We start from the raw sequence: 20129 nt of genomic DNA, 5'->3' as shown, positions 1-20129 counted from the left end.
GATCACGAACAGAGCAGTTCTCCGTCCTGGCGTGGCCGAAGGAGCCCATGCCCCCATGCCTCCTCCAGAGGACCCATTCGTGATCAAGATCAGACATGTCCTTCTCGCCGTGCTCCTGGCCGCCGTCGCGGCCGGTTGCGGCTCGGCCCAAGGATCCACCGGTACAGAGGTGAAGGAGCTGCGCTATCAGGGCAGCGTCGGCGCCGTCACCTACCCCGAGCTCGCCGAGGATCTCGGCTACCTCGGCGACCTCGAACTGAAGTGGTTCGGCAACACCACATCGGGGCCGCAGGACATCCAGTCGGCCGCGACCGGTCAGACCGACTTCGGCGGCGCGTTCGACGGCGCCATCATCAAGCTCAGGGCGGCCAAGGCCCCCATCAAGGCCGTCATCGGCTACTACGGCTCCGACGAGGAGTCGTTCATCGGCTACTACGTGAGCGAGGGCAGTCCGATCAGGACGGCCCGCGACCTCATCGGCAAGAAGATCGGCGTCAACACCCTCGGCGCGCACCACGAGGCCGTCATCAAGGAGTACCTGAAGCGGGAGGGGCTGACCCCGGCGGAGATCGAGCAGGTCCAGCTCGTGGTGACCCCGCCGGTCAGCACCGAGCAGGCGCTGCGCCAGGGACAACTCGACGTCGCCGGGCTCGGCGGGGTCCTCAAGGACAAGGCCCTGGAGCGGGGCGGGCTGCGGCCGCTGTTCACCGACATCGGGCTGCTCGGCCCGTTCACCGCCGGATCCATCGTGCTGCGCGAGGACTTCATCGCTGCCAACCCCACCACGACCAGGACGTTCGTGGCCGCACTCGGCAAGGCCATCGAGTGGGCGCAGACCCGTCCCCGCGAGGAGGTCGTCGCCAGGTTCGAGCAGATCATCGCCAAGCGCGGCCGCAAGGAGAGCGCGGACACGGTCCGTTACTGGAAGAGCACCGGCATCGCCGGCAAGGGCGGCGTCATAGCCGACCGGGAGTTCCAGACGTGGATCGACTGGCTCCAGCGCGAGGGCGAGATCCGGCCCGGCCAGGTCAAGCCGGCCGATCTCTACACCAACGAGTACAACCCCTATGCCGGCGGGAGCGGGTCATGAGTGTCAAGATCGATATCAGGAACGTGCGCAAGGAGTTCCGGATCAGGGACACCCGCGAGCCGTTCACCGCGCTGGCCGGCACCGACCTCGACGTGCGCGAGGGGGAGTTCCTCACGCTGGTGGGGCCGAGCGGCTGCGGCAAGTCCACGCTGCTCGACCTGATCGGCGGGCTGACCGAGCCGTCCGGCGGCGAGATCCTCATCGACGGGATGCCCGTCTCCGGCCCGGGGCTCGACCGGGGGGTCGTCTTCCAGCAGTACGCGCTGTTCCCGTGGCGCACGGCCCGCGCCAACGTCGAGTTCGGGCTGGAGGCCAAGGGCGTGCCGCGGGCCGAGCGCGCCGAACGGGCCCGGCACCACCTGGACCTCGTGGGCCTCGGCGGGTTCGAGGAACGCTACCCGCACGAGCTGTCCGGCGGCATGCGCCAGCGGGTGGCGATCGCCCGCAGCCTGGCGTTCGACCCGGACGTGCTGCTGATGGACGAGCCGTTCGCCGCGCTGGACGCGCAGCCCCGCGAGTCCCTGCAGGAGGAGCTGCTGCGCATCTGGGAGAAGACCGGCAAGACCGTCGTCTTCATCACGCACGGCATCGACGAGGCCGTCTACCTCGGCCAGCGGGTCGCGGTGATGACCTCCAGGCCCGGCCGGATCAAGGAGATCGTCGAGGTGGACTTCGACACCCGCGAGGGTGACCTGCGGGCCGCCCCGGCCTTCGGCGAGTACCGCCACCACGTGTGGACGCTGCTGCGCGACGAGGTCGCCGCGGCCCGGGAGCAGGAGCGGAAGGTGGCGGTCGGCCATGGCTGACGAGCGACGCGGCGCGATGCTCACCACCCGCGAGCCTGACGAGCTGCCCGGCGACGTGCACTGGTACGACCTGCCGGAGGACGAACCGGAGCCCGAGGAGGTCGCGGCGCCGCGCGGAAGGCGTTTGAGAGCCGCCGGCCGCGTGTTCACCAGATCCGCGGCGATCCTGCTGCTGCTGGCCGCCTGGGAGGTGCTGCCCCGGCTCGGCGTCGTCGACCCGGTGTTCGTGCCGCCGCTGTCGGAGAACCTGGCCGCCGGCGCCGACCTGCTGGTCAGCGGCCGCCTGCCCGAGGACCTCCAGGCGTCCCTGGTCCGTTCACTGTCCGGGTTCGCGCTGGCCCTCCTGCTGGCCATCCCGCTCGGCCTGCTGATCGGCTGGTACCGGCCGATGGCCGACGCCCTCACCCCGCTGCTGGAGGTGTTCCGCAACACCTCGGCGGTGGCGCTGCTGCCGGTGTTCACGCTGATCCTCGGCATCGGCGAGACCACGAAGGTCACGTTCGTGCTGTACGCGTGCTCCTGGCCGATCCTGCTCAACACCATCAGCGGGGTGAGGACCGTCGAGCCGCTGCTCATCAAGTCGGCCAGGTCCATGGGGCTCAAGCCGTACCGGCTCTTCCAGAAGGTGATCCTGCCCGCGTCCGTCCCCGCGATCTTCACCGGTGTGCGGCTGGCCGGCGCGTACTCGATCCTCGTCCTGCTGTTCGCCGAGATGGTCGGCGCCAAGGCGGGCCTCGGCTACCTCATCCTGGACGCCCAGTCCAACTTCCGCATCCCCGACATGTACGCCGGGATCATCACGATCTCCGCGCTCGGCCTGCTGTTCAACCTGCTCCTGATCGGCGTCGAACGCCGCTTCTCCACCTGGAGGACCACATGACGAGGAAGCTTCACCTCAATGCCTTCCTGATGGGGGTCGGCCATCACGAGGCCGCGTGGCGGCACCCCCTGACCGAGCCCGCCCGCGTCACCGACGTCCGCCACTACCAGGAGCTCGCCAGGATCGCCGAGCTCGGCAAGCTCGACTCGGTCTTCCTCGCCGACGGCGTGGCCCTGCGCGGCGACGTCCGGCACAACGCGCTCGGCGGGCTGGAGCCGCTCACCCTGCTGTCCGCCCTGGCCGCCGTGACCGACCACATCGGCCTGATCGCCACCGTGTCGACCACGTACAACGAGCCGTTCCACGTGGCCCGCAAGTTCGCCTCGCTCGACCACATCAGCGGCGGCCGGGCCGGCTGGAACATCGTCACCTCCGCCAGCGAGGCCGAAGCGCACAACTTCGGCCTCGAACTGCCCGCGCACGCAGCCCGCTACCGCAGGGCCACCGAGTTCCTGGAGGTCGTGGGCAAGCTGTGGGACAGCTGGGAGGACGACGCGATCGTGGGCGACCGCGCGCTCGGCCACTACGCCGACGCCCGCAAGATCCACCCGGTCGAGCACGCGGGAGAGCACTTCGCGGTCCGTGGCCCGCTGAACGCGCCCCGATCGCCGCAGGGGCACCCACTGCTGGTCCAGGCGGGCTCGTCGGAGGACGGCAAGGAGTTCGCCGCCCGCTACGCCGAGGCGGTCTTCACCGCCCAGCAGACGCTGGAGGAGGGGCAGGAGTTCTACACCGACATCAAGCGCCGCCTGGCCCGTTACGGCCGCGAGCCCGGCGAGCTGCTCGTGCTGCCGGGCATCTCACCGATCATCGGCTCCACCGAGCGGGAGGCGCTCCGCCTGGAGAAGGAGCTCGAAGAGCTCATCATCCCCGCGTACGGCCTCACCCAGCTCTCCCACATGACCGGCATCGAGCTGACCGAGGACGACCTGGACCGGCCGTTGCCCGAGGTGCCGGTCGAGACCGAGGGCGCGCAGAGCCGCCGCAAGCTCGTCGTCGACCTGGCCCGGCGCGAGAACCTCACCGTCAGGCAGTTGCTCAACCGCCTGGCCGGAGGGCGCGGCCACCGCGTGGTGGCCGGCACCCCCGAGCGGATCGCCGACGAGATCCAGGAGTGGTTCGAGACCGGCGCCGCCGACGGCTTCAACATCATGCCGCCGATCCTGCCCGGCGGCCTGGCCGACTTCGTGGCCCACGTCGTGCCGGAGCTGCAGGTCAGGGGCCTGTTCCGGCACGAGTACGAGGGCCGCACGCTGCGCGAGAACTACGGGCTGGCCAGGCCCGGCTCCCGCTACGCCGGCGCCGAGCTGGTGGAGGTGGCCCGGCGGCACCTCGGGTGCATCAGCAGTCTTTCGACTACCGACACAAGGATGGTGCACCAGTGAGCATCGTCACGCTGGTCGGCAACCCGCGCGAGGGCTCCAGGACCAGGGCCGTCGCCGTCGCGGCCGCCGAAGCCGTCGGTAGCCGGGTCGGGTACGAGGGGCCGTACGACGCCGTCGACCTGTCGGCGCTCGGGCCGCACGTGCTCTCTCCCACCCCGTCGGCCGACGTGGAGGTGGCGCTGGAGCTGGTCACCGAGGCGAGCGTGCTGGTGGTGGCCAGCCCCACGTACAAGGGCACCTACACCGGCCTGCTCAAGGCGTTCCTGGACCGGCTGCGCCCTGACGCGCTGGCCGGGAGGGTGGCGCTGCCGCTGCTGGTCATGGGGGACCCGGCCCACTCCCTGGCCGTCGAGGTGCACCTGCGGCCCCTGCTGGTGGAGCTGGGCGCCACCGTGCCCACCCCCGGCCTGGCCGTGCTCGAGTCCCAGATCCCGCGCCTGGAGGAGGTCCTGGCCGCCTGGGCCGTCCGGGTGGCTCCCCAGGTGGCCTCGGTTCTCGGGGCGGGGGTGACCTCGTAGCGGAGCCCTGACCCGGGTGCACGTCACCTCGCCGAGTCCGCCCGCCTGGGGCCGTCTGCCCAGGCGGGCGAACTGCTGGAACGGGTCCAGCTCGGAGCCGCGCGGATGTGAGGCGGGCGAGGCCTCCCGAGGCCCCGCCCGCTCGCCTGGGGCCGTCAGGCGACGACGAGGTGATCGGTGAAGCCGGGGTTGACGAACAGCGCCCGCTCGCCGGTCTCGGGATGGACCCGCACCACCGGCACAGAGCGCGCTCGCCTGCCGTCTCAGGTCGACGTGGAGGCGAGCCACCAGAAGCTCGCTGCTCTTCATGCTTAGATCTTCCGCAAAATTCCCCACAATTACAATAGGAAATACAGGTATTTATGGTCTGTCAGCCGATGCGGAGCGGAAGCGCGCGCGGGCCGCGGACCTGGCCGGTGGACCAGGTCACCGCCGCCGGATCGGCCAGGCCGAACACCGGGAACCGCTCAAGCCACACCTCAAGAGCGATCCGGAGCTCCATGCGAGCCAGGTGCGAGCCCACGCAGCGGTGGATCCCGAGGCCGAACGCGGCGTGCCGGTTGACCTCGCGGTCGATGACCACCTCGCCCGCCCGGTCGAACTGCGCCGAGTCACGGTTGGCCGCCGGGAACGACAGCAGCACCCAGTCGTCGGCCTTCATCTCGACGCCGCGCCAGCGCATGTCCTCCTTCACCAGCCGCGCCATCGTGACCGGCGCGTACGCCCGCAGGAGCTCCTCCATCGCGGTCGGCAGCAGCGCCGGCTCGGCGACCAGGCGCTCGCGGTCACCCGGGGTCTTCGCCAGGTGCCACAGCGAGGCGCCGATCGCGCTCCAGGTCGTGTCGATGCCGGCGATGAGCAGCAGCGCCATCGTGCCGGCCACGTGCGACGGCGCCAGCTTGTTGCCGTAGAGCTCGGCGTCGACGAGGTAGGTCGTGAGGTCGTCGCGCGGGTTGTCGACGTGGTCGCGGATCTGCGCGAGCAGGTAGTCGAACAGCTCCGTCATCCGCGCCACACGCTCGTCCGGCGGCAGGTTGACGCCTTCGAGCACGTTCTCGATGAAGGTGCGGAAGCGTGGTCCGTCCTCGGGCGGGAAGCCGAGCATGCCGGCGATGACCCGCGCCGGGATGTGCTGCGCGTAGTCGCGGGCGGCGTCGACGACATCGCGCCCGTCGAGCTCGTCGATGAGCGAGTGGCACAGCGCTCGGGTCGCCGGCTCCAGCCTGCCGACCGCGTTCTTGGTGAAGGCGGGCAGCAGCAGCTTGCGCGCGTCGTGGTGGAACGGCGGGTCGGAGGAGATCGGCGGGGTGCCGCCCACCGGCGCCAGCTCGCGTGGCGGCCGGAAGTTGCTCATGATGATCGACCGCGAGGAGAAGTGCTCGGTGTCGTAGGCGATCGCCGCGACGTCCTCGTAGAGGGTCGGTAACCACCCGCCGCCGAACCGGTCGGTGTGCGCGATCGGGCAGCGCTGCCGCAGGTCGTCCTGGATGCGGTAGGGGTCGGCGGCCCACTCGGGTTCGAGGTGGGAGAAGTCGCTGGCCCAGTCCGAGACCGGGCCGGTGATGATCTCGCTGCGCGTGCCGAGGGCCTGGTCGTCCTCCGACTCCCGGAAGTCCTCGGTGAAGCGGTCGTCGACGGCCATGTCACGCCTCCTTGGGGATGTTGATCGGTGCTTTCCTCTGTGCGTCGATGTCGGCGGGAGCGAGGCCGGTGACCAGGCGGGTGAGCAGCGCCGACCACTCCCCGTCGTCGACCGCGTGCAGGTCGGGGGTGACCAGAGCGCTGCCCATGGCGAGCAGGAGGCAGAAGTGGACGAGCGCGTTCGGGGACACCGCCGGGTCGAGCTCGCCGTCGGCCTGGCCGAGCCGCACGACCTCGGCGATCCAGTCGGCGCGCTCACCGACGTAGTCGCGCATCGGCCCGGCGACGTCCTCGTCGCGCCGGGCGGCGACCAGCGCCTCGACGATGAGGTAGCCACAGGGATCGCGGCGGCGGGGGAGCCGGCGGCCGATGAACAGCAGCAGATCTGTGATCGGCTGGTCGTGGTCGGTGGCGAACAGGTCGGCGAGCAGCCGCCGGCCGTGCGTGCGCAGCGCGGCCACGAGCAGGTCCGCCTTCGAGCCGAAGTGCGAATAGAGCGCGCCGTTGCTCACGCCCGCGGCCGAGGCGATGTCGGCGACGCGCGTGCCGTCGTAGCCGCGTGCGGCGAAGGCGTCGGCGGCCGCGCGCAGCAGCCGCTCACGAGTCTCGGCGGCGGTGACGCCTGCGATTCGCCCCATATGCGAATTAAAAGATTGTTCATTTGATTCGTCAAGAGCGTTCTTCGCCTCGGATACCCTGCATGGGTATATTGGGTCTGTCGAACAGGAGGAGCGGGAGATGTCCGAGCACCACGGCGGCCACGGCGAGCACCATGCGCCGGGGAAGGCGACCTGGGGCATGGCCGCCTCGGCGACGCTGCACTGCCTCACCGGATGCGCCATCGGGGAGGTGCTCGGCCTGGTGATCGCCACGGCCCTGGGGTGGGCCACCGTGCCGTCCATCGCCCTGGCCGTCGTGCTGGCGTTCTTCTTCGGCTATCTGCTCACCCTGATCCCGCTGCGGCGGGCCGGGGTGGACTGGCGCCGCGCCATCAGGCTGGCGCTGGCCGCGGACACGGTGTCGATCCTCGTGATGGAGATCGTGGACAACGGCGTGATGCTGGTCGTGCCCGGGGCCATGGACGCGGGGCTCGCCTCGGCCCTGTTCTGGGGTGCGCTGGCCTTCTCCCTGCTGGTGGCCTTCCTGGTCACCGCCCCGGTCAACAAGTGGATCATGGGCAGGGGCAAGGGGCACGCCGTCATCCACGCCTACCATCACTGAGCCTGCTGTCCTGTTTGCACTCTTTATCCCGTTTTGGTATCTTTGGGGCATTCTGCAGCGAACCGTCTACACATTCGTTGCCTTTTCATTGCCCGGACCGCGCGTCTGCCGAGGTCTCCTCGCAGACCGGCGCGCGGCCGCCTAGTCCGCATCTCGCGGAGCCGGGGACCCAATCTCTTGGGGTGAATCGGACGCCGCCGCGCCCGTAGGGCACTTTCCAGCCCGAACCCGTCAGCTAACCCGGTAGGCGGCATGGAAGCAAGGAGCAAGCCCTTCATGCCCAAGCACCTCGCCAACCGCCTGAGTCACGCCTTGGTCGGCGCCGCCCTCGCCGCGGGCGCCGTGACCGCCGGCACCGGCGCCGCACAGGCCGCCCCCCAGTCCGTGCCCGCCGTCTCGCCCGCCGTCTCGCCCGCCGTCCCGTCCGCCGTCCCGTCCGCCGTGAGCGCCCCGGCGGTGCGCGCCCCCGCCGCCTACCTGGTCGACGCCACGACCGGCCAGGTCCAGTTCAGCAAGCAGGCAGACCTCCGCAGGCCGGTGGCCAGCATCACCAAGGTGATGACCGCCTACACCGTGCTGAAGCAGGCCAAGCCGACGGACGAGGTCGAGGTCACGCCGGCGGATGTGCGCTACGCCTCCAAGGGCGGCGCCTCGATCGCCTACCTGCGTGCCGGGGACCGGCTCACCGTCAAGGACCTGCTGTACGCCCTGATGCTGCCGTCGGGCGCGGACGCCGCCCACGCGCTCGCCCGCACGTACGGCCCGGGAGTCGACACGTTCGTCGACAAGATGAACGCCACCGCGCGCGAGCTCGGCATGAAGGACACGCTGTACGTCAACGCCGACGGGATGCCCACCTACGGCGGCGGCTACTCCACCGCGCGCGACCAGGTGCGGCTCGCCCAGGCGGCGCTGGACGACGCCACGATCAAGAAGATCACCTCCACCCGCTACCACTCCGTCCCCCAGACGGCGGAGCACCGCGCCTACTCGTGGCAGAACACCAACCGCCTGCTCGGCACGGAGGGCGCCATCGGCGTGAAGACCGGCCACACCCGCGCCGCCGGCTACACCCTCGCCTTCGCCGCCGACCGTGACGGCGACCGGCTGGTCGGCGTCATCCTCGGGGAGACGAGCTCCAGCCGCCGCTTCGAGAGCGCTCAGGCGCTCCTCGACTGGGCGGCGGCCAGCAGGCAGCGCTGACGGCGGCGCGGTCCCCTTCGGCGCGGTCCTTCTGCTGCGCGTCCCCATCGGGGAGCATGGGCAAGCATGACCATCCGCTACGAGCCGGCCATCGATCTGGACCGGGTCATCGCGATCGACATGCACACCCACATCGAGACCGACCATGACCGCCGGCACTTCGCGCTGGACGACGAGCTGCTGGCGGCGTCGGCGAAGTACTTCCGGTCGGACGACGACCGCACCCCCACCGTCGACGAGGTGGCGGCCTACTACCGCGAGCGGCGGCTGGCCGCCGTGGTCTTCACCGTGGACGCCTCGACCGGCATGAACCACCCCGCGCTGTCCAGCGAGGAGATCGCCGAACGCGCAGCCGGGCACGCCGACGTGCTCATCCCCTTCGGATCCGTCGACCCCCTACGCGGCCCCGCCGCCGTCGGTCAGGCCCGGCGGCTCGCCGAGGAGTACGGGGTCCGCGGCTTCAAGTTCCACCCCAGCCTCCAGGCGTTCGAACCGAACGATCAGGCCCACTACCCGTTGTACGCGGCGCTGGAGGAGCTGGGCGTCATCGCGCTGTTCCACACCGGCCAGACCGGGATCGGCGGCGGGCTGCCGGGAGGGCGTGGCATCAAGCTCCGCTATTCGGACCCGATGCTGCTGGACGACGTCGCCGCCGACTTCCCCGGACTTGACATCGTCATGGCGCATCCCTCCGTGCCCTGGGTCGACTCGGCGATCTCCATCGCGACCCACAAGTCCAACGTCTACATCGACCTCAGCGGCTGGTCCCCGAAGTATTTCCCGCCCCAGCTCGTGCGCCAGGCGGGCTCCCTGCTCAGGCACAAGGTGCTGTTCGGTTCCGACTTCCCCGTGCTCAGCCCGGACCGATGGATGGCCGCCTTCGCCGACCTCGATCTCAAGGACGAGGTCCGCCCGCTGATCATGAAGGAGAACGCGGCCCGGCTGCTCCGGCTCTGATACGCCCTCGGAACACGGACGGGCCGGCTCACAGGTCGTCCGAGCCGCCCGTGCCCCACCAGCCGCGACGGGCGGCGAGCAGGCCGGCCTGGAAGCGGGTGCGCGCGCCGAGCCTGTCCATCAGCTCGCTGACCCGCCGGTGCACCGTACGCAGGCTCACCCCGAGCTGGCGCGCGACGGCCTCGTCCTTGAGCCCGGCCGCCAGCAGCGTGAACAGCTCCGGATCCGGCAGATCCGCCTGGCCGGAGGAGGGGGCGGCAGGCAGCGGCAGCGCCGATCGCCACAGCACCTCGAAGAGCGAGACCAGCGCGTCGAGCAGAGACGAGGAGTGCACAATGACCGCGCTGTCCGCGTGCGCCGCCGCATCGGTACTCAGCGGCAGGATCGCGGTCCCCCTGCACGACCCGCGCCACGCCGCTCACCTCACCCGCGGGTGAGCTGCGCGGGCTGGGCACGGACCGGCGTCACGGCGACCACCTGCGGGTGGCCGACGGCGCCGGGCAACTGTACGACTCGCGCGACGGCGGGCGCACGTGGCGGCCCGTCGGCGTGCCCGCCTGGCCGCAGAGCGAGACCCTCATGATCTACACCGCGGTCTTCGACCCGTACGACCTGGACCACGTGGTGCTCGGAGGGTCGGACACCGGCGCTCGCGTCACCTTCGACGGCGGGCGCACATGGGCCGCCGCCACCGGACTGAGCGCGAGCGGCGGCAGGACCAACGTGTTCAGTGCCGTGATCTCCCCGGCCGCGCCGAACGTCGTGTACGCGATGGGGCTCGACCTCGCGGAGCTGGAGGCGGGCGTGCCGTCCGGCGGCTGGCACCTCTACAGGTCGCACGACGGGGGCCGGCGCTTCACCCCCGTGGTCGACCAGGGCGGCGACATCACCCTGCCCAACGGGCCGCTGCTCGCCGCGCACCCGACGGACCCCGGCGTGCTGTATTTCGTGTGGGGAACCGGGTGGTCGGGGATCGGCACAAACATCTACACCTACGACTCCCGTCGCGACCGGGTCACCACGAGGCACAACTCCTACGACCGGGTCACCGCCATCGCCTTCAACCCCTCGGCGCCCCGGGTCATGTACGTGGGGGTGGCCGAGGAGGTGTAGCCACGCCAGGGAGCGTGGTCAGCCGCGGCCCATCTGGTCGGCCGGGGGAGAGGTGCTCCACGGTGACGCCCGTCTCGGTGAACGTGCGCGTCACCGTGCCCGAGGTGTAGACCCACAGGATCCGCAGCGGAGTCCGCCCGACATTGCGGAACAGGTGCGGGATGGGCGAGGGGATGTACGTGGTGTCGAAGCGTCCCAGCCGGGTCACGGCGAGGCGGGCTTCGTCAAGGAGCTCCGGCGGCTGCTGCGCGTCGAGCACGGCGTGCCGCCGGAGCGCCTGTCCATCTCGGGTTACTGGCGAGCGGGTGAGGACGAGGACCGCTGGCAGGTCACCAATCGCGACTGGAGCCGCCAGGTCGAGGCGGAGCAGGAAGCGGTGTGAACCGCGTGCGCGGCCACGGAGACGGTCACGCGTAGGCCTTCACTTCCAGCAGCCCGACCGATCCCTGGCCGCTCTGCAACACGGCTCGCAGCCTGGTCGTGTCCACGCCGGCGAACGAGACACGGTTGTAGGTGTTGACCGCGGTCGGATAGCTGCCGGGGATGTCCACGTAGGCGGTGCCGTTCCAGTACTGCAACTTCCATGACGCCGGTACGCGCACCCCGCCGTTGTCATCGAAGAAGTAGACCTCGGCCGAGCTGATCCGCTGGGCGGCCGGCCAGGTCAGCTGCGCCCACTGCGAACCGGTCTGGGGCCAGGTGCCCCATCGGGGGTTGGTGGTGTCGTTGGAGCCGGGCGGGTCGATGCCGTCGTTCACCGCGGCCACGGACTCCCACGGCGAGGTGTAGGACGCGGAAGGGGTCGCGGCCGTGGCCAGGTTGGTGCTCGGGACGCCCCCTACGGAGAGCTGGAAGGTCCTGGTGACCGGGGTGCTCAGCCTGTCGTAGTCCCTCAGCTCGACGGTGAAGCCGAAGGTGCCGGCCGTGGTGGGCGTGCCGGTGATCGCGCCGGTGAAGCGATCGAGGCTGAGTCCGCCGGGCAGCGAGCCCGATGTCACCCTCCAGTCGTAGAAGGGGACTCCGCCCCTGGCCGCCAGCGTCTGCTGGTAGGCGACGCCCGGCGCCGCCTGGGGCAGGGAGGTGGTGGTGATGGACGGCCTGAGGAACGGCGTCAGGTTGCGGTTCAGCGTCCATCCCGCGTTCTCGGCCACCAGCAGGGCGAGCTTCGTGAGCATCCATCTGCGGGTCGGGAACATGTGGTTCCAGCCGCCGCTCTGCCCGCTGATGCGGTCCCAGGAGCGCTGGTCGCCGGGAATGTGGTAGCCACCGGTGTCGAGGGGAACGGGGTAGCCCTGGTAGGCGATGACGTCGGGGTCGTTGCCGCCGTTGGCCACGTAGTTGCGCATTCCGGCCCAGTCGGAGTGGTAGGCGACGGCATGACCGTACTCGTGCATGACCAGCCCGTGCACGTCGAGAACGGAGCCCTGGATCTCCGTCCTGTACCAGTCCTCGTCGGCCAGAGAGGTGAAGAGCTGCTTTCCCGCCTCGTCGTATTCGAAGATCATCGAGGTGGACCGGTGGAGCGGGCCCGCGACCTGCTGGCCGTTTCGGGTGTGGTATCTGCCGTTCGCCGCGGGATAACCGGTGGAATAGGGCGTCTGAATGCCTCTGAAGAACACGTACATGCCGTTGTACGCGGTGTTGTTGGTGACCGAGATGGTGTTCTGCCAGTCGTTGCCGGGGAGGTGGTTCGTCTCCGCGCCGGCCGCCACGGTGTCGAAGGGCTGGAGGTCGAAGAACCTGAACCAGTCCTTGACCGCCTCTTCCGCCGTGGTCCTGAAGGCCGGGTCGGTGAAGTAGCCGGTGATGTTGTCGTGGCGGTAGTCGAAGGTGACCGGAACGGCCGGCTGGAGAGCGGTCCGTTCGTCCTGCTGGACCCTGATGGGCATGGACTGCTCGGTCGTGGCGCCGGTCGACTCCCGGACGGTCATCCTCAGGGTGTGGAGCTCGTCCACGCCCGGACCGCGTTTGGAATGAATGGCCAGGCGGAAGACCTTCTGCTCGGCGGCGTTGGCGAAGGTCAGCGTCTTCGTCGCGCCGGTGGCGGTGAGCCGGCTGGGCAGGTCCATCATCAGGCGGGACGTGCCCTCGGCCTTGAGGTCGATGGTCACGGGATAGCGCGCGTCCGCCGGGGGCCTGACGGTGAGCTCGGCGTACGGATTGGCGAGGTAGCCCTGCCAGTCCACCAGCTTGACGCCGTAGCCGTTGACGTTCCGGCCGAACATGTCGATGACCTGCGCCGGAAGCGCGGCATGCGCCGGCCGGACGATGACGCACAAGGAGATCAGCATGACGGCCGCGATGGCGAGTCGTTTCACGTACAGCACCTTTCTCTCGTCGAAGACGGGGGCGTGCCCGAGCGGGCACGCCCCTCCAGCGCGTCAGGTTCCGTAGGCCTTGACCTCCAGGAGGCCGACGGAACTGGTGCCGGTGCCGGTCAGCAGCACCCGCAACCGGGTGGTGCTGGTGGCGGTGAAAGTGACGGTGTTGTAGGCGTTCTTGGTCAGCGTGTACGCGCTCGCGCCGGGCACGTCCACGTACGCGCTGCCGTTCCAGTACTGCAGCCTCCACGACGCCGGCATGTCGATGCCCTGGTCGTCGTCGAAGAAGTACACCTCGGCCCGGTTCACGGTGCGGGCCGAGGACCAGGTCAGATCCATCCACTGCTGGCCGGTCTCCGGCCAGCAGCCCCAGCGCGGGTTGGCGGTGTCGTTCGACGACGTCGGGTCGATCCCGTCGTTGACGGCGGCCACGCTCTCCCAGGCTGAGGTGTACGACGCCGACGGCGTGGCCGACTGCGCCAGGTTGGCGGGCGGCTGGACCCCGCCCCGGTTGTGGATCTTGATTTCGGTGAGCCCGGTCCTGGCGCCGGAGGCGGCCGTGGCCAGCACGCGCACGCGCTGCGCGGTGACGGCCGGGAACCGCACCACGTTGTAGTTGGCCCGCGGCGTCGCCGGCGACTTGGCCTGGCTCGGCGCGCTGACCCACGCGCTGCCGTTGTGGTACTGGATGTCGTACGAGGCCGGCGCCCGGTAGGTGCCGCTCGCCGGGCGGCTGTCCTTGAAGTAGAGCCGCACCTCGTTCAGCGTGCGGGCCGAGCCGAGGTTCAGCTCGTACCAGTCCTGACCCGCGGTGGTGCCGCCCCAGAACGGCTCGTTGATCGGGAACCCGTCGACGGCGCCCGCGGTGTTGCTGCCGGAGGCCGTCGTGGAGGCCGTGGCGGTGGCGCCGGTGGCGAGGTTGGCGAGGCCGGCGGTCAGATCGACGCCTGCCTTGGCGAGCATGTCGACCATGCGGGCGCCGGTGTGGCTCACCTGGGCCGGTGCCTGCAGGCCTGAGACGGCCACGTGGTGGGTGACCGTGCCGGTGGTGGTGACGGCGCCGGTGGCCGGGTCCCAGGTGAACGGCACCAGCGACGACACCGTGGCCGCCCGGCTGCCGTTGACGTAGATCGAGTAGCCCTCGGGCACGCCGGGGTAGCGCACCACGCCGTCGGCCGGGTCGTCCCAGACGATGGTCAGGTCGGCGTTGCGGTAGCGCAGGTTGTTGACGGTGAAGTGGGTCCAGCCGATGCCGATGGGGGAGAGCTCCACCTTGGCGTCGTTGCGCGGCCGCAGCCCGGCGACGTCCTCGATGACGGTCCAGTTGCCGCTGCCCAGGATGTTGTGGTGGATCCAGGAGCGGTAGGCGATCGAGGAGCCGTTCCAGTCGGCCCAGAACTCGTTGGCGTCCGGCCACTGCGTGTTGCCGCCGACGTACTGCGCCCAGACGTTCCAGTAGAGCAGCTTCTTGTAGTCGGTCGCGCTCATCCACTCGTTCGGGTAGTCGCGCAGCACCTTGGAGTAGAGCCGGAACTGGACGGTGGAGTTGATGGTCGAGAAGTTGTTGGAGCCGGGGTTGCCGGCGGCTGCCGCGGCCGCCTTGTCCACCTGGTTGGCGGTGTAGAAGGGGAAGATCGGGTAGTGCGCCGGGTCGTCGTAGAGGCGCAGGGCCTGCCGGTAGGCGGCCGTGTTCGGGATCGCGCCGACCGCGAACGGGTAGTAGTTGTTGATCTCCTTCCACGGCACCCATTCGTTCGTGGACTTGAGGCGGTGCTCGAAGAGCTGGCGGCCCGGGTTCCACAGCACGCCGACGATCGCGTTCTGGATCTGGGTGGCGAGCGTGCGCATCTCGGTGGCCTTGGCCGTGTTGCCGATCGCCTCGTAGGCCTGGGCGGCGGCGAGCGCGCCGCTGTACTGGTAGGCGGCCTCGGCCCGGTCCATCCGGCCGTTCTTCCAGTGGAAGGAGACGGCGTCGGCGTCGTTGCCGGTCAGGGCGCCCCAGTCGTACTCGATGAGCTTGTTGTTGTCGGTGTCGTAGTACGCGAGCTGGCCCTTGACGTCCTGCTCGGCGTAGCGGGCCAGGTTGCCGGCGATGGCCGGCTGGCCGCCGTGCAACTGGTAGCTCTTCCAGGCGGCCTCGGCGATGTACTGGGTGTAGCTGTTGGACCAGTTCTCCGGGTCGCCGGGATTGTCGAGGAAGCGGCCGTTCTTGGAGGTCTGGCCGACGCTCAGCCAGTCGCCGTAGGCGTAGATCGGGTCACGCAGGTACTTGAGGTCGTCGATGTGCATGGGCTGGGTCAGCGCGATCGCGTTGTTGTAGCCCAGGACGCCCTCGGTCGAGGTGGGGAACTGGAACGTCTGCCCGGGGATGTCCGCGTCCAGGTGATTGAAGCGCATCAGCCACCAGCGGTAGTAGATGTTCTTCTTGATGGCCGGCTCGGGCACGTCGATGTAGGGGACGTTCTCGGCCCACCAGCGGTTGTACGCGCGCACGTGGGTGGCGAACGCGGTAGCGGCCGAGTAGCCGGCGTAGGCGTCGTACTCCGTGCGGGAGGCCGGGATCTCATTGGTGACGAAGCCCATGACGACCTTGACCGTCGCCGTGGCGCCGGCGGCGATCGTGACCGAGCGATTGAGGCCGCCGCTGGAGACCGTGCAGCCGTCGCAGGTGAGCCTCGGGTAGAGCGTGGTCAGATTGTTGTAGGCGTTGACCTGACCGGTCAGCTCGCTGCCGCTGCCCGATGCGGCGTAGGGCGAGGTGGCGCGCACCTGCAGCGTCGTCGAGCCGGAGCCGCCGTTGGTGATGGCCAGGTTGGCCACGGCCACGTTGTTGTCGGTGATGAACTTCGTCTGGTTGACGGTGATCGAGCCGCTGGTGTGCCGGCTCTTCCAGTGGCTGGGGGCCTGCCAGCGGGAGCTCACCTGCTCGGTGAACGTGCCGGGCGTGACGGCGACGGTGAAGGCGTTGTTGTTGCTGATGCTCTCCCAGTACGCGGCCTGCCCGGCGAACCCGAGCGTGCCCGGCGTGTGCGTCTTCATGAACAGCGCCCGGCCGCGCGACATGAGCCAGGTGCCCGCCGGGTCGTTGCCGGGACGGGCCAGCAGCCGGTCCATCCAGAAATCCGTGCCGGAGCTCTCGGCGTCGTAGATGGCCCGCATCATGTCGCCGGTCGTGTACGCCCCGGGCGGCGCCGGGACGGCGGGGCCGTTGAAGGTCGGGAAGCCGATGGTCTGGTCCGCGTGCGCCGGCGCGCCGGCGGCGAGTAAGCCCGCGACGAGCAGCAGGGCCATGACGATTCTTCTCATGCCAGTGCCATCCATTCGAGGACGCCGGTGGAGTGGGTGGGCTTGGAGGTGATGTTCAGCCGCAGGCGCGTGGTGCTGACCGCGGGGAACGTCGAGACGTTGTACGTGTGCGCGGCCACGCCGCACCCGCCCGGCAGGTTCACGTACGCGGTGCCGTTCCAGTACTGGAGCTGGCAGGAGGCCGGCAGGTCGATGCCCAGGTCGTCGTCGAACCAGTAGGTGGCGACCCTGGAGACGCTCCTGGCCGTGGGCCAGCGGTATTCGAGCCACTCGGTGCCCCGGTGGTCCCAGTTGCCGTAGGCGCCGTGGCTGTGGTCGGCGGAGCTGGTGGGCACGTACCCGTCGTTGACGGCGGCGAGGGTCTCCCACGGGGAGACGTACGACGTCGAGGCGGTGGCGCTGGTGGCGTGGTTCGTGCCGGCCGGTGGCTGGCCGCCGCCGCTGCCGCCGGTCTGCACGACCTTCTGCATCGTGCCGTCGGCGTTGAAGTAGAGCTTGTCGACGGTGACCGAGCGGCGGAAGTTGCCCCCGCCGGGGCTGTTCGCGTTGTGGTAGACCATGTACCACTGCCCCTTGAACTCGACGATCGCCGGGTGGTTGGTGGTCGAGGTGACCTGGTCGAGGACGACCCCGCGGTGGGTCCACGGGCCCAGCGGGTTGCTCGCCGTGGCATAGCGGATGCACGCGTATCCGGGCGCGGAGCAGGCCGAGTCGTTGGCCGCGTAGGCGAGGTAGTAGACCCCGGCGCGCTTGAACATCCAGGGGGCCTCCCAGAAGTTCGTCACGCCGCTCGGGGTGATCACCGAGCCGACGGTCGAGGTCATGCCGGCGTTGAGCCTGACGGCGCGCAGGCCGTAGTAGGAGCCCCAGTACATGTAGACCTGGCCGTCGTCATCGGTGAAGACGGTCGGATCGATGTTGAGCGGCGAGCTGCCGGGGGTGCTGTCGCTGATCAGCGGGCCGCCCTTGGCGTCGGTGAACGGGCCGAGCGGGCTGTTGCCGACGGCCACGCCGATGTCCATCCAGCCGGCGCCGTTGCCGTTGACGGGGACGTACCAGTAGTAGCGCCCGTCGGCGCCGCGCTCGACCTCGCCGGCCCAGGCGTCGGCGCCCGCCCAGGAGAAGTTGGACAGGGAGAGCCTGGCGCCCTGGTCGGTGAAGGTGGTGGCGTCGGATGAGGTGAAGACGTGCCAGTCGCGCATGACGAAGTTGGTGCCGCCGGGCGGGGCCTCGTCATGGCCGGTGTACAGGTAGAGGGTGTCACCTGCGACCAGCGCGGCCGGGTCGGCCGTGTAGATCGCGGTAGTGATCGGCGGCCCCGCGAGTGCGGGCCGGGCGCTGCTGAGGAGGAGCATGAGGGCCGCGGCTACGGCCGATAACCACCGTTTCTTCATGAGGGCTCCCTGATTCTGTTAGCGCTAACATCTCCGGGCGGGAGATGGTTTTGACCGATTTCTAGTGCTGTGTCTCTTCTGTCGATCGCCGGCTGGGGCGCCCAGGTGTCGGCTCGCGGCGTAAGGCAGATCTAAAAGGTTTTCGGAAGCAAAACTCAGGTGTTGAGCTCTGTCAAGAGTCCCTTGACCACGCAACGTGGCAGCGTAGGGGAATGATCGGCGCAAATGAGCTCACCGCACGATCTATAACATTGTCATAACGAAGAAAAGGTTTTCGAAAACTGGGCCACCAAGGGCCGTTGGGCAACCTGCGCAACTGTTTTCCCGGTGCGGCCTCGCGGGACACGGCTATTGACCCGGTGATGTATCACATCCTACATTGCGACTGAGAAAACCTATTCTCAGCTTCTAGGAGCACGATGTCTGAGTTCGGTGACCGCGTCCGCGGTCCCCTCGCACCTTCCGCCGGGGCGCAGCGCCCGCTGAGCGTCGACGACGTCGACATCGAGGGAGGTCCGCTGGGGCGCTGGCAGCGGATCAATCGGGACGCCAGCATCCCGCTCGGCCTGGACCGGATGGAGCGGTCGGGGGCGGTGCCCAACCTGAGGCTGGCCGCGGGTGAGGGGAGCGGGTCCTTCCGGGGCTACCGTTTCCAGGACTCGGACCTGTACAAGCAGCTGGAGGCGGTCGCCTGGGAGCACTGCCGGCAGCCCGGCGACGCCTACCGCGCCTTCATCGACGAGTCGGCCGCGCTGCTGTCCCGGGCGCAGCGCCCGGACGGTTATCTGAACTCGCACTACCAGACGGTGAAGCCGGACAAGATCTTCGCCGAGCTCGAGTACAGCCACGAGATGTACTGCGCCGGCCACCTGTTCCAGGCGGCGGTGGCCGCGGCGAGGGCGGGTTGCGGCGACGCGCTCCTGGCCGTCGCCCGCCGGTTCGCCGACCTCCTGGTAAACAGGTTTCTCACCGGCGGCGACGACGGCATCGACGGGCACGCCGAGGTCGAGACGGCCCTGGTCGAGCTCTACCGGCTCACCCAGGAGCGGTCCTACCTGGAGCTCGCGCGCAAGCTGGTCGACAACCGGGGCAAGGGGCTCATCGCCGACAGCGGCATGGGTCCGCTCTACGCCCAGGACCACCTGCCGGTCCGTGAGGCCGACACCGCGGTCGGGCATGCCGTGCGCCAGCTCTACCTGGAAGCGGGCATCGTCGACCTCTATCTGGAGACGGGCGACGAGTCGCTGCTGGAGTGCTCGGTGGGCCGCTGGGAGGACATGGTCGCCACCAAGACCTCCATCACCGGCGGCCACGGCTCGCGACACGACGGTGAGGCGTTCGGCGAGCGTTACGAGCTCCCGCCCGACCGCTCCTACAACGAGAGCTGCGCGGCCATCGCGAGCATCCACTGGAACTGGCGGTTGCTGCTCGCCACCGGTCAGGGCCGCTACGCCGACCTGATCGAGCGCACCCTCTACAACGCGTTCGCCGCGTCCACGTCCGCCGACGGCACCCGGTTCTTCTACGTGAACCCCCTGCAGCGCCGCGCCGACCTGTTCGAGGACGCCTACCTGGGCCGGCGCCGGGAGTGGTTCGCGTGCGCCTGCTGCCCGCCGAACATCATGCGGCTGGTCTCCTCGCTCGGCCACTACGTCGCCACCACCGATGCCGAGGGGCTGTCGGTGCACCAGTACGTGCCGGGAATTATCCGGGCCGGCGGCGTCACGCTCGCCGTCGAGACCGACTACCCGTGGGACGGGCGCGTGCGGTTCACCGTGCGGAGCGCGCCGGGCACCGAATGGACGCTCAAACTGCGCGTGCCCGCCTGGAGCGCTTCCGGGGAACTCATCCCGAACGCGGACGGATACGCCGAGATCCGCCGCGCCTGGAAGCCGGGCGACACCTACGTTCTCGACCTGGACATGTCACCCCGGCTGACCCTGCCGCACCGCAGGATCGACGCGCTGCGAGGGTGCGCGGCCATCGAGCGCGGCCCGCTCGTCTACTGCTTCGAGCAGGCCGACCAGGACGCCGACATCGAGGACCTGGCGCTCACTCCGGGCACGCGGCTGCGTGCCGTCGAGCGCGATCTGCCCGGCATCGGCAGGACCGTGCAGATCGAGGCGGACGCCGTCCGGCTGCCCGCCGCACCACCGCACGGCCTGCCCTACGCCACCGCCCCCACCGACCTCCCGGCCGGCACCCCCGCCACCGCCACGGCCGTCCCCTACCACCAGTGGGACAACCGCGACGGCGGCGTCATGCGGGTCTGGATACCCCTCGCGTAAGGAAGA

16 protein-coding genes, 1 pseudogene and 1 riboswitch are annotated in these 20129 nt (G+C 69.7%); of the genes and pseudogenes, 11 read left to right on the top strand and 6 right to left on the bottom strand.

All coding sequences use genetic code 11. The annotated features are described in order from the left end of the window. Window positions 1-79: 79 nt before the first annotated feature. The 5 genes from V5E28_RS01535 to V5E28_RS01515 are packed head-to-tail and all read left to right on the top strand — an operon-like array spanning window position 80 to window position 4679. Entirely contained in the window at window positions 80-1090 is a 1011-nt protein-coding gene (locus V5E28_RS01535) for an ABC transporter substrate-binding protein (RefSeq protein WP_336204173.1), read from the top strand. Next, a complete protein-coding gene (locus V5E28_RS01530) occupies window positions 1087-1896 on the top strand; it encodes an ABC transporter ATP-binding protein (RefSeq protein WP_336204171.1) in 810 nt (269 codons plus the stop codon). The genes V5E28_RS01535 and V5E28_RS01530 overlap by 4 nt, the downstream gene beginning before the upstream one ends. Further along, complete coding sequence (locus tag V5E28_RS01525; protein ID WP_336204169.1) at window positions 1889-2776, top strand: ABC transporter permease; 888 nt, start codon at window positions 1889-1891, stop codon at window positions 2774-2776. The genes V5E28_RS01530 and V5E28_RS01525 overlap by 8 nt, the downstream gene beginning before the upstream one ends. Further along, window positions 2773-4161, top strand: coding sequence for an LLM class flavin-dependent oxidoreductase (locus tag V5E28_RS01520; protein WP_336204167.1), 1389 nt, complete (start codon window positions 2773-2775; stop codon window positions 4159-4161). Before V5E28_RS01525 ends, V5E28_RS01520 begins: the two co-directional genes overlap by 4 nt. Beyond that, a complete protein-coding gene (locus tag V5E28_RS01515; protein WP_336204166.1) occupies window positions 4158-4679 on the top strand; it encodes an NADPH-dependent FMN reductase in 522 nt (173 codons plus the stop codon). The genes V5E28_RS01520 and V5E28_RS01515 overlap by 4 nt, the downstream gene beginning before the upstream one ends. Window positions 4680-5049: 370 nt before the next feature. Here the strand turns inward: V5E28_RS01515 and V5E28_RS01510 are convergent, their stop codons facing one another. Together V5E28_RS01510 and V5E28_RS01505 are read right to left on the bottom strand one after the other, a co-directional pair. Further along, entirely contained in the window at window positions 5050-6321 is a 1272-nt protein-coding gene (locus V5E28_RS01510) for a cytochrome P450 (RefSeq protein WP_336204165.1), read from the bottom strand. A gap of 1 nt (window position 6322) precedes the next feature. Further along, the gene (locus V5E28_RS01505; RefSeq protein ID WP_336204163.1) at window positions 6323-6958 is read right to left on the bottom strand and encodes a TetR/AcrR family transcriptional regulator; all 636 of its coding nucleotides are present in this window, start codon (window positions 6956-6958) and stop codon (window positions 6323-6325) included. 100 nt (window positions 6959-7058) lie between these two features. Between V5E28_RS01505 and V5E28_RS01500 the strand changes: the two genes are divergently transcribed. The 3 genes from V5E28_RS01500 to V5E28_RS01490 all read left to right on the top strand — a co-directional run bounded on the left by V5E28_RS01500 (window position 7059) and on the right by V5E28_RS01490 (window position 9701). Continuing rightward, window positions 7059-7541 (top strand): DUF4396 domain-containing protein, encoded by a 483-nt coding sequence (locus V5E28_RS01500; protein WP_336204161.1) that lies wholly within the window; start codon window positions 7059-7061, stop codon window positions 7539-7541. Between the two features lie 128 nt (window positions 7542-7669). Next, window positions 7670-7806, top strand: a riboswitch (cyclic di-AMP (ydaO/yuaA leader). An 11-nt stretch (window positions 7807-7817) separates the two neighbouring features. Then, window positions 7818-8744, top strand: a complete 927-nt coding sequence (locus tag V5E28_RS01495; RefSeq protein WP_336204159.1) for a D-alanyl-D-alanine carboxypeptidase family protein — start codon at window positions 7818-7820, stop codon at window positions 8742-8744. 66 nt (window positions 8745-8810) lie between these two features. Next, window positions 8811-9701: an amidohydrolase family protein gene (locus V5E28_RS01490; RefSeq protein WP_442945747.1), complete on the top strand. Its 891-nt coding sequence runs from the start codon at window positions 8811-8813 to the stop codon at window positions 9699-9701. Between the two features lie 28 nt (window positions 9702-9729). Here the strand turns inward: V5E28_RS01490 and V5E28_RS01485 are convergent, their stop codons facing one another. After that, entirely contained in the window at window positions 9730-10035 is a 306-nt protein-coding gene (locus V5E28_RS01485; protein WP_336204157.1) for a response regulator transcription factor, read from the bottom strand. A gap of 149 nt (window positions 10036-10184) precedes the next feature. Here V5E28_RS01485 and V5E28_RS01480 point away from each other — a divergent pair, with 149 nt between their 5' ends. Both V5E28_RS01480 and V5E28_RS01475 read left to right on the top strand, forming a co-directional pair. After that, complete coding sequence (locus V5E28_RS01480; protein WP_336204155.1) at window positions 10185-10814, top strand: WD40/YVTN/BNR-like repeat-containing protein; 630 nt, start codon at window positions 10185-10187, stop codon at window positions 10812-10814. A gap of 205 nt (window positions 10815-11019) precedes the next feature. After that, window positions 11020-11196: pseudogene (locus V5E28_RS01475) on the top strand (SIP domain-containing protein); the annotation flags it as partial. Between the two features lie 25 nt (window positions 11197-11221). Here the strand turns inward: V5E28_RS01475 and V5E28_RS01470 are convergent. The 3 genes from V5E28_RS01470 to V5E28_RS01460 form a co-directional block, all read right to left on the bottom strand. Continuing rightward, entirely contained in the window at window positions 11222-13132 is a 1911-nt protein-coding gene (locus tag V5E28_RS01470; protein ID WP_336204153.1) for an Ig domain-containing protein, read from the bottom strand. 63 nt (window positions 13133-13195) lie between these two features. Further along, window positions 13196-16441, bottom strand: a complete 3246-nt coding sequence (locus V5E28_RS01465) for a discoidin domain-containing protein (RefSeq protein ID WP_336204152.1) — start codon at window positions 16439-16441, stop codon at window positions 13196-13198. Further along, window positions 16438-17835, bottom strand: a complete 1398-nt coding sequence (locus tag V5E28_RS01460) for a glycoside hydrolase family 43 protein (protein WP_336204151.1) — start codon at window positions 17833-17835, stop codon at window positions 16438-16440. Before V5E28_RS01460 ends, V5E28_RS01465 begins: the two co-directional genes overlap by 4 nt. 419 nt (window positions 17836-18254) lie before the next feature. On the opposite strand from V5E28_RS01460, the gene V5E28_RS01455 reads away from it, so the two are divergent. After that, complete coding sequence (locus V5E28_RS01455) at window positions 18255-20123, top strand: glycoside hydrolase family 127 protein (RefSeq protein WP_336204149.1); 1869 nt, start codon at window positions 18255-18257, stop codon at window positions 20121-20123. Window positions 20124-20129: the final 6 nt, after the last annotated feature.

Source organism: Nonomuraea sp. LPB2021202275-12-8, assembly GCF_037044575.1.
GTDB lineage: Bacteria > Actinomycetota > Actinomycetes > Streptosporangiales > Streptosporangiaceae > Nonomuraea.
This window is presented reverse-complemented; position numbering and strand designations above follow the sequence as displayed.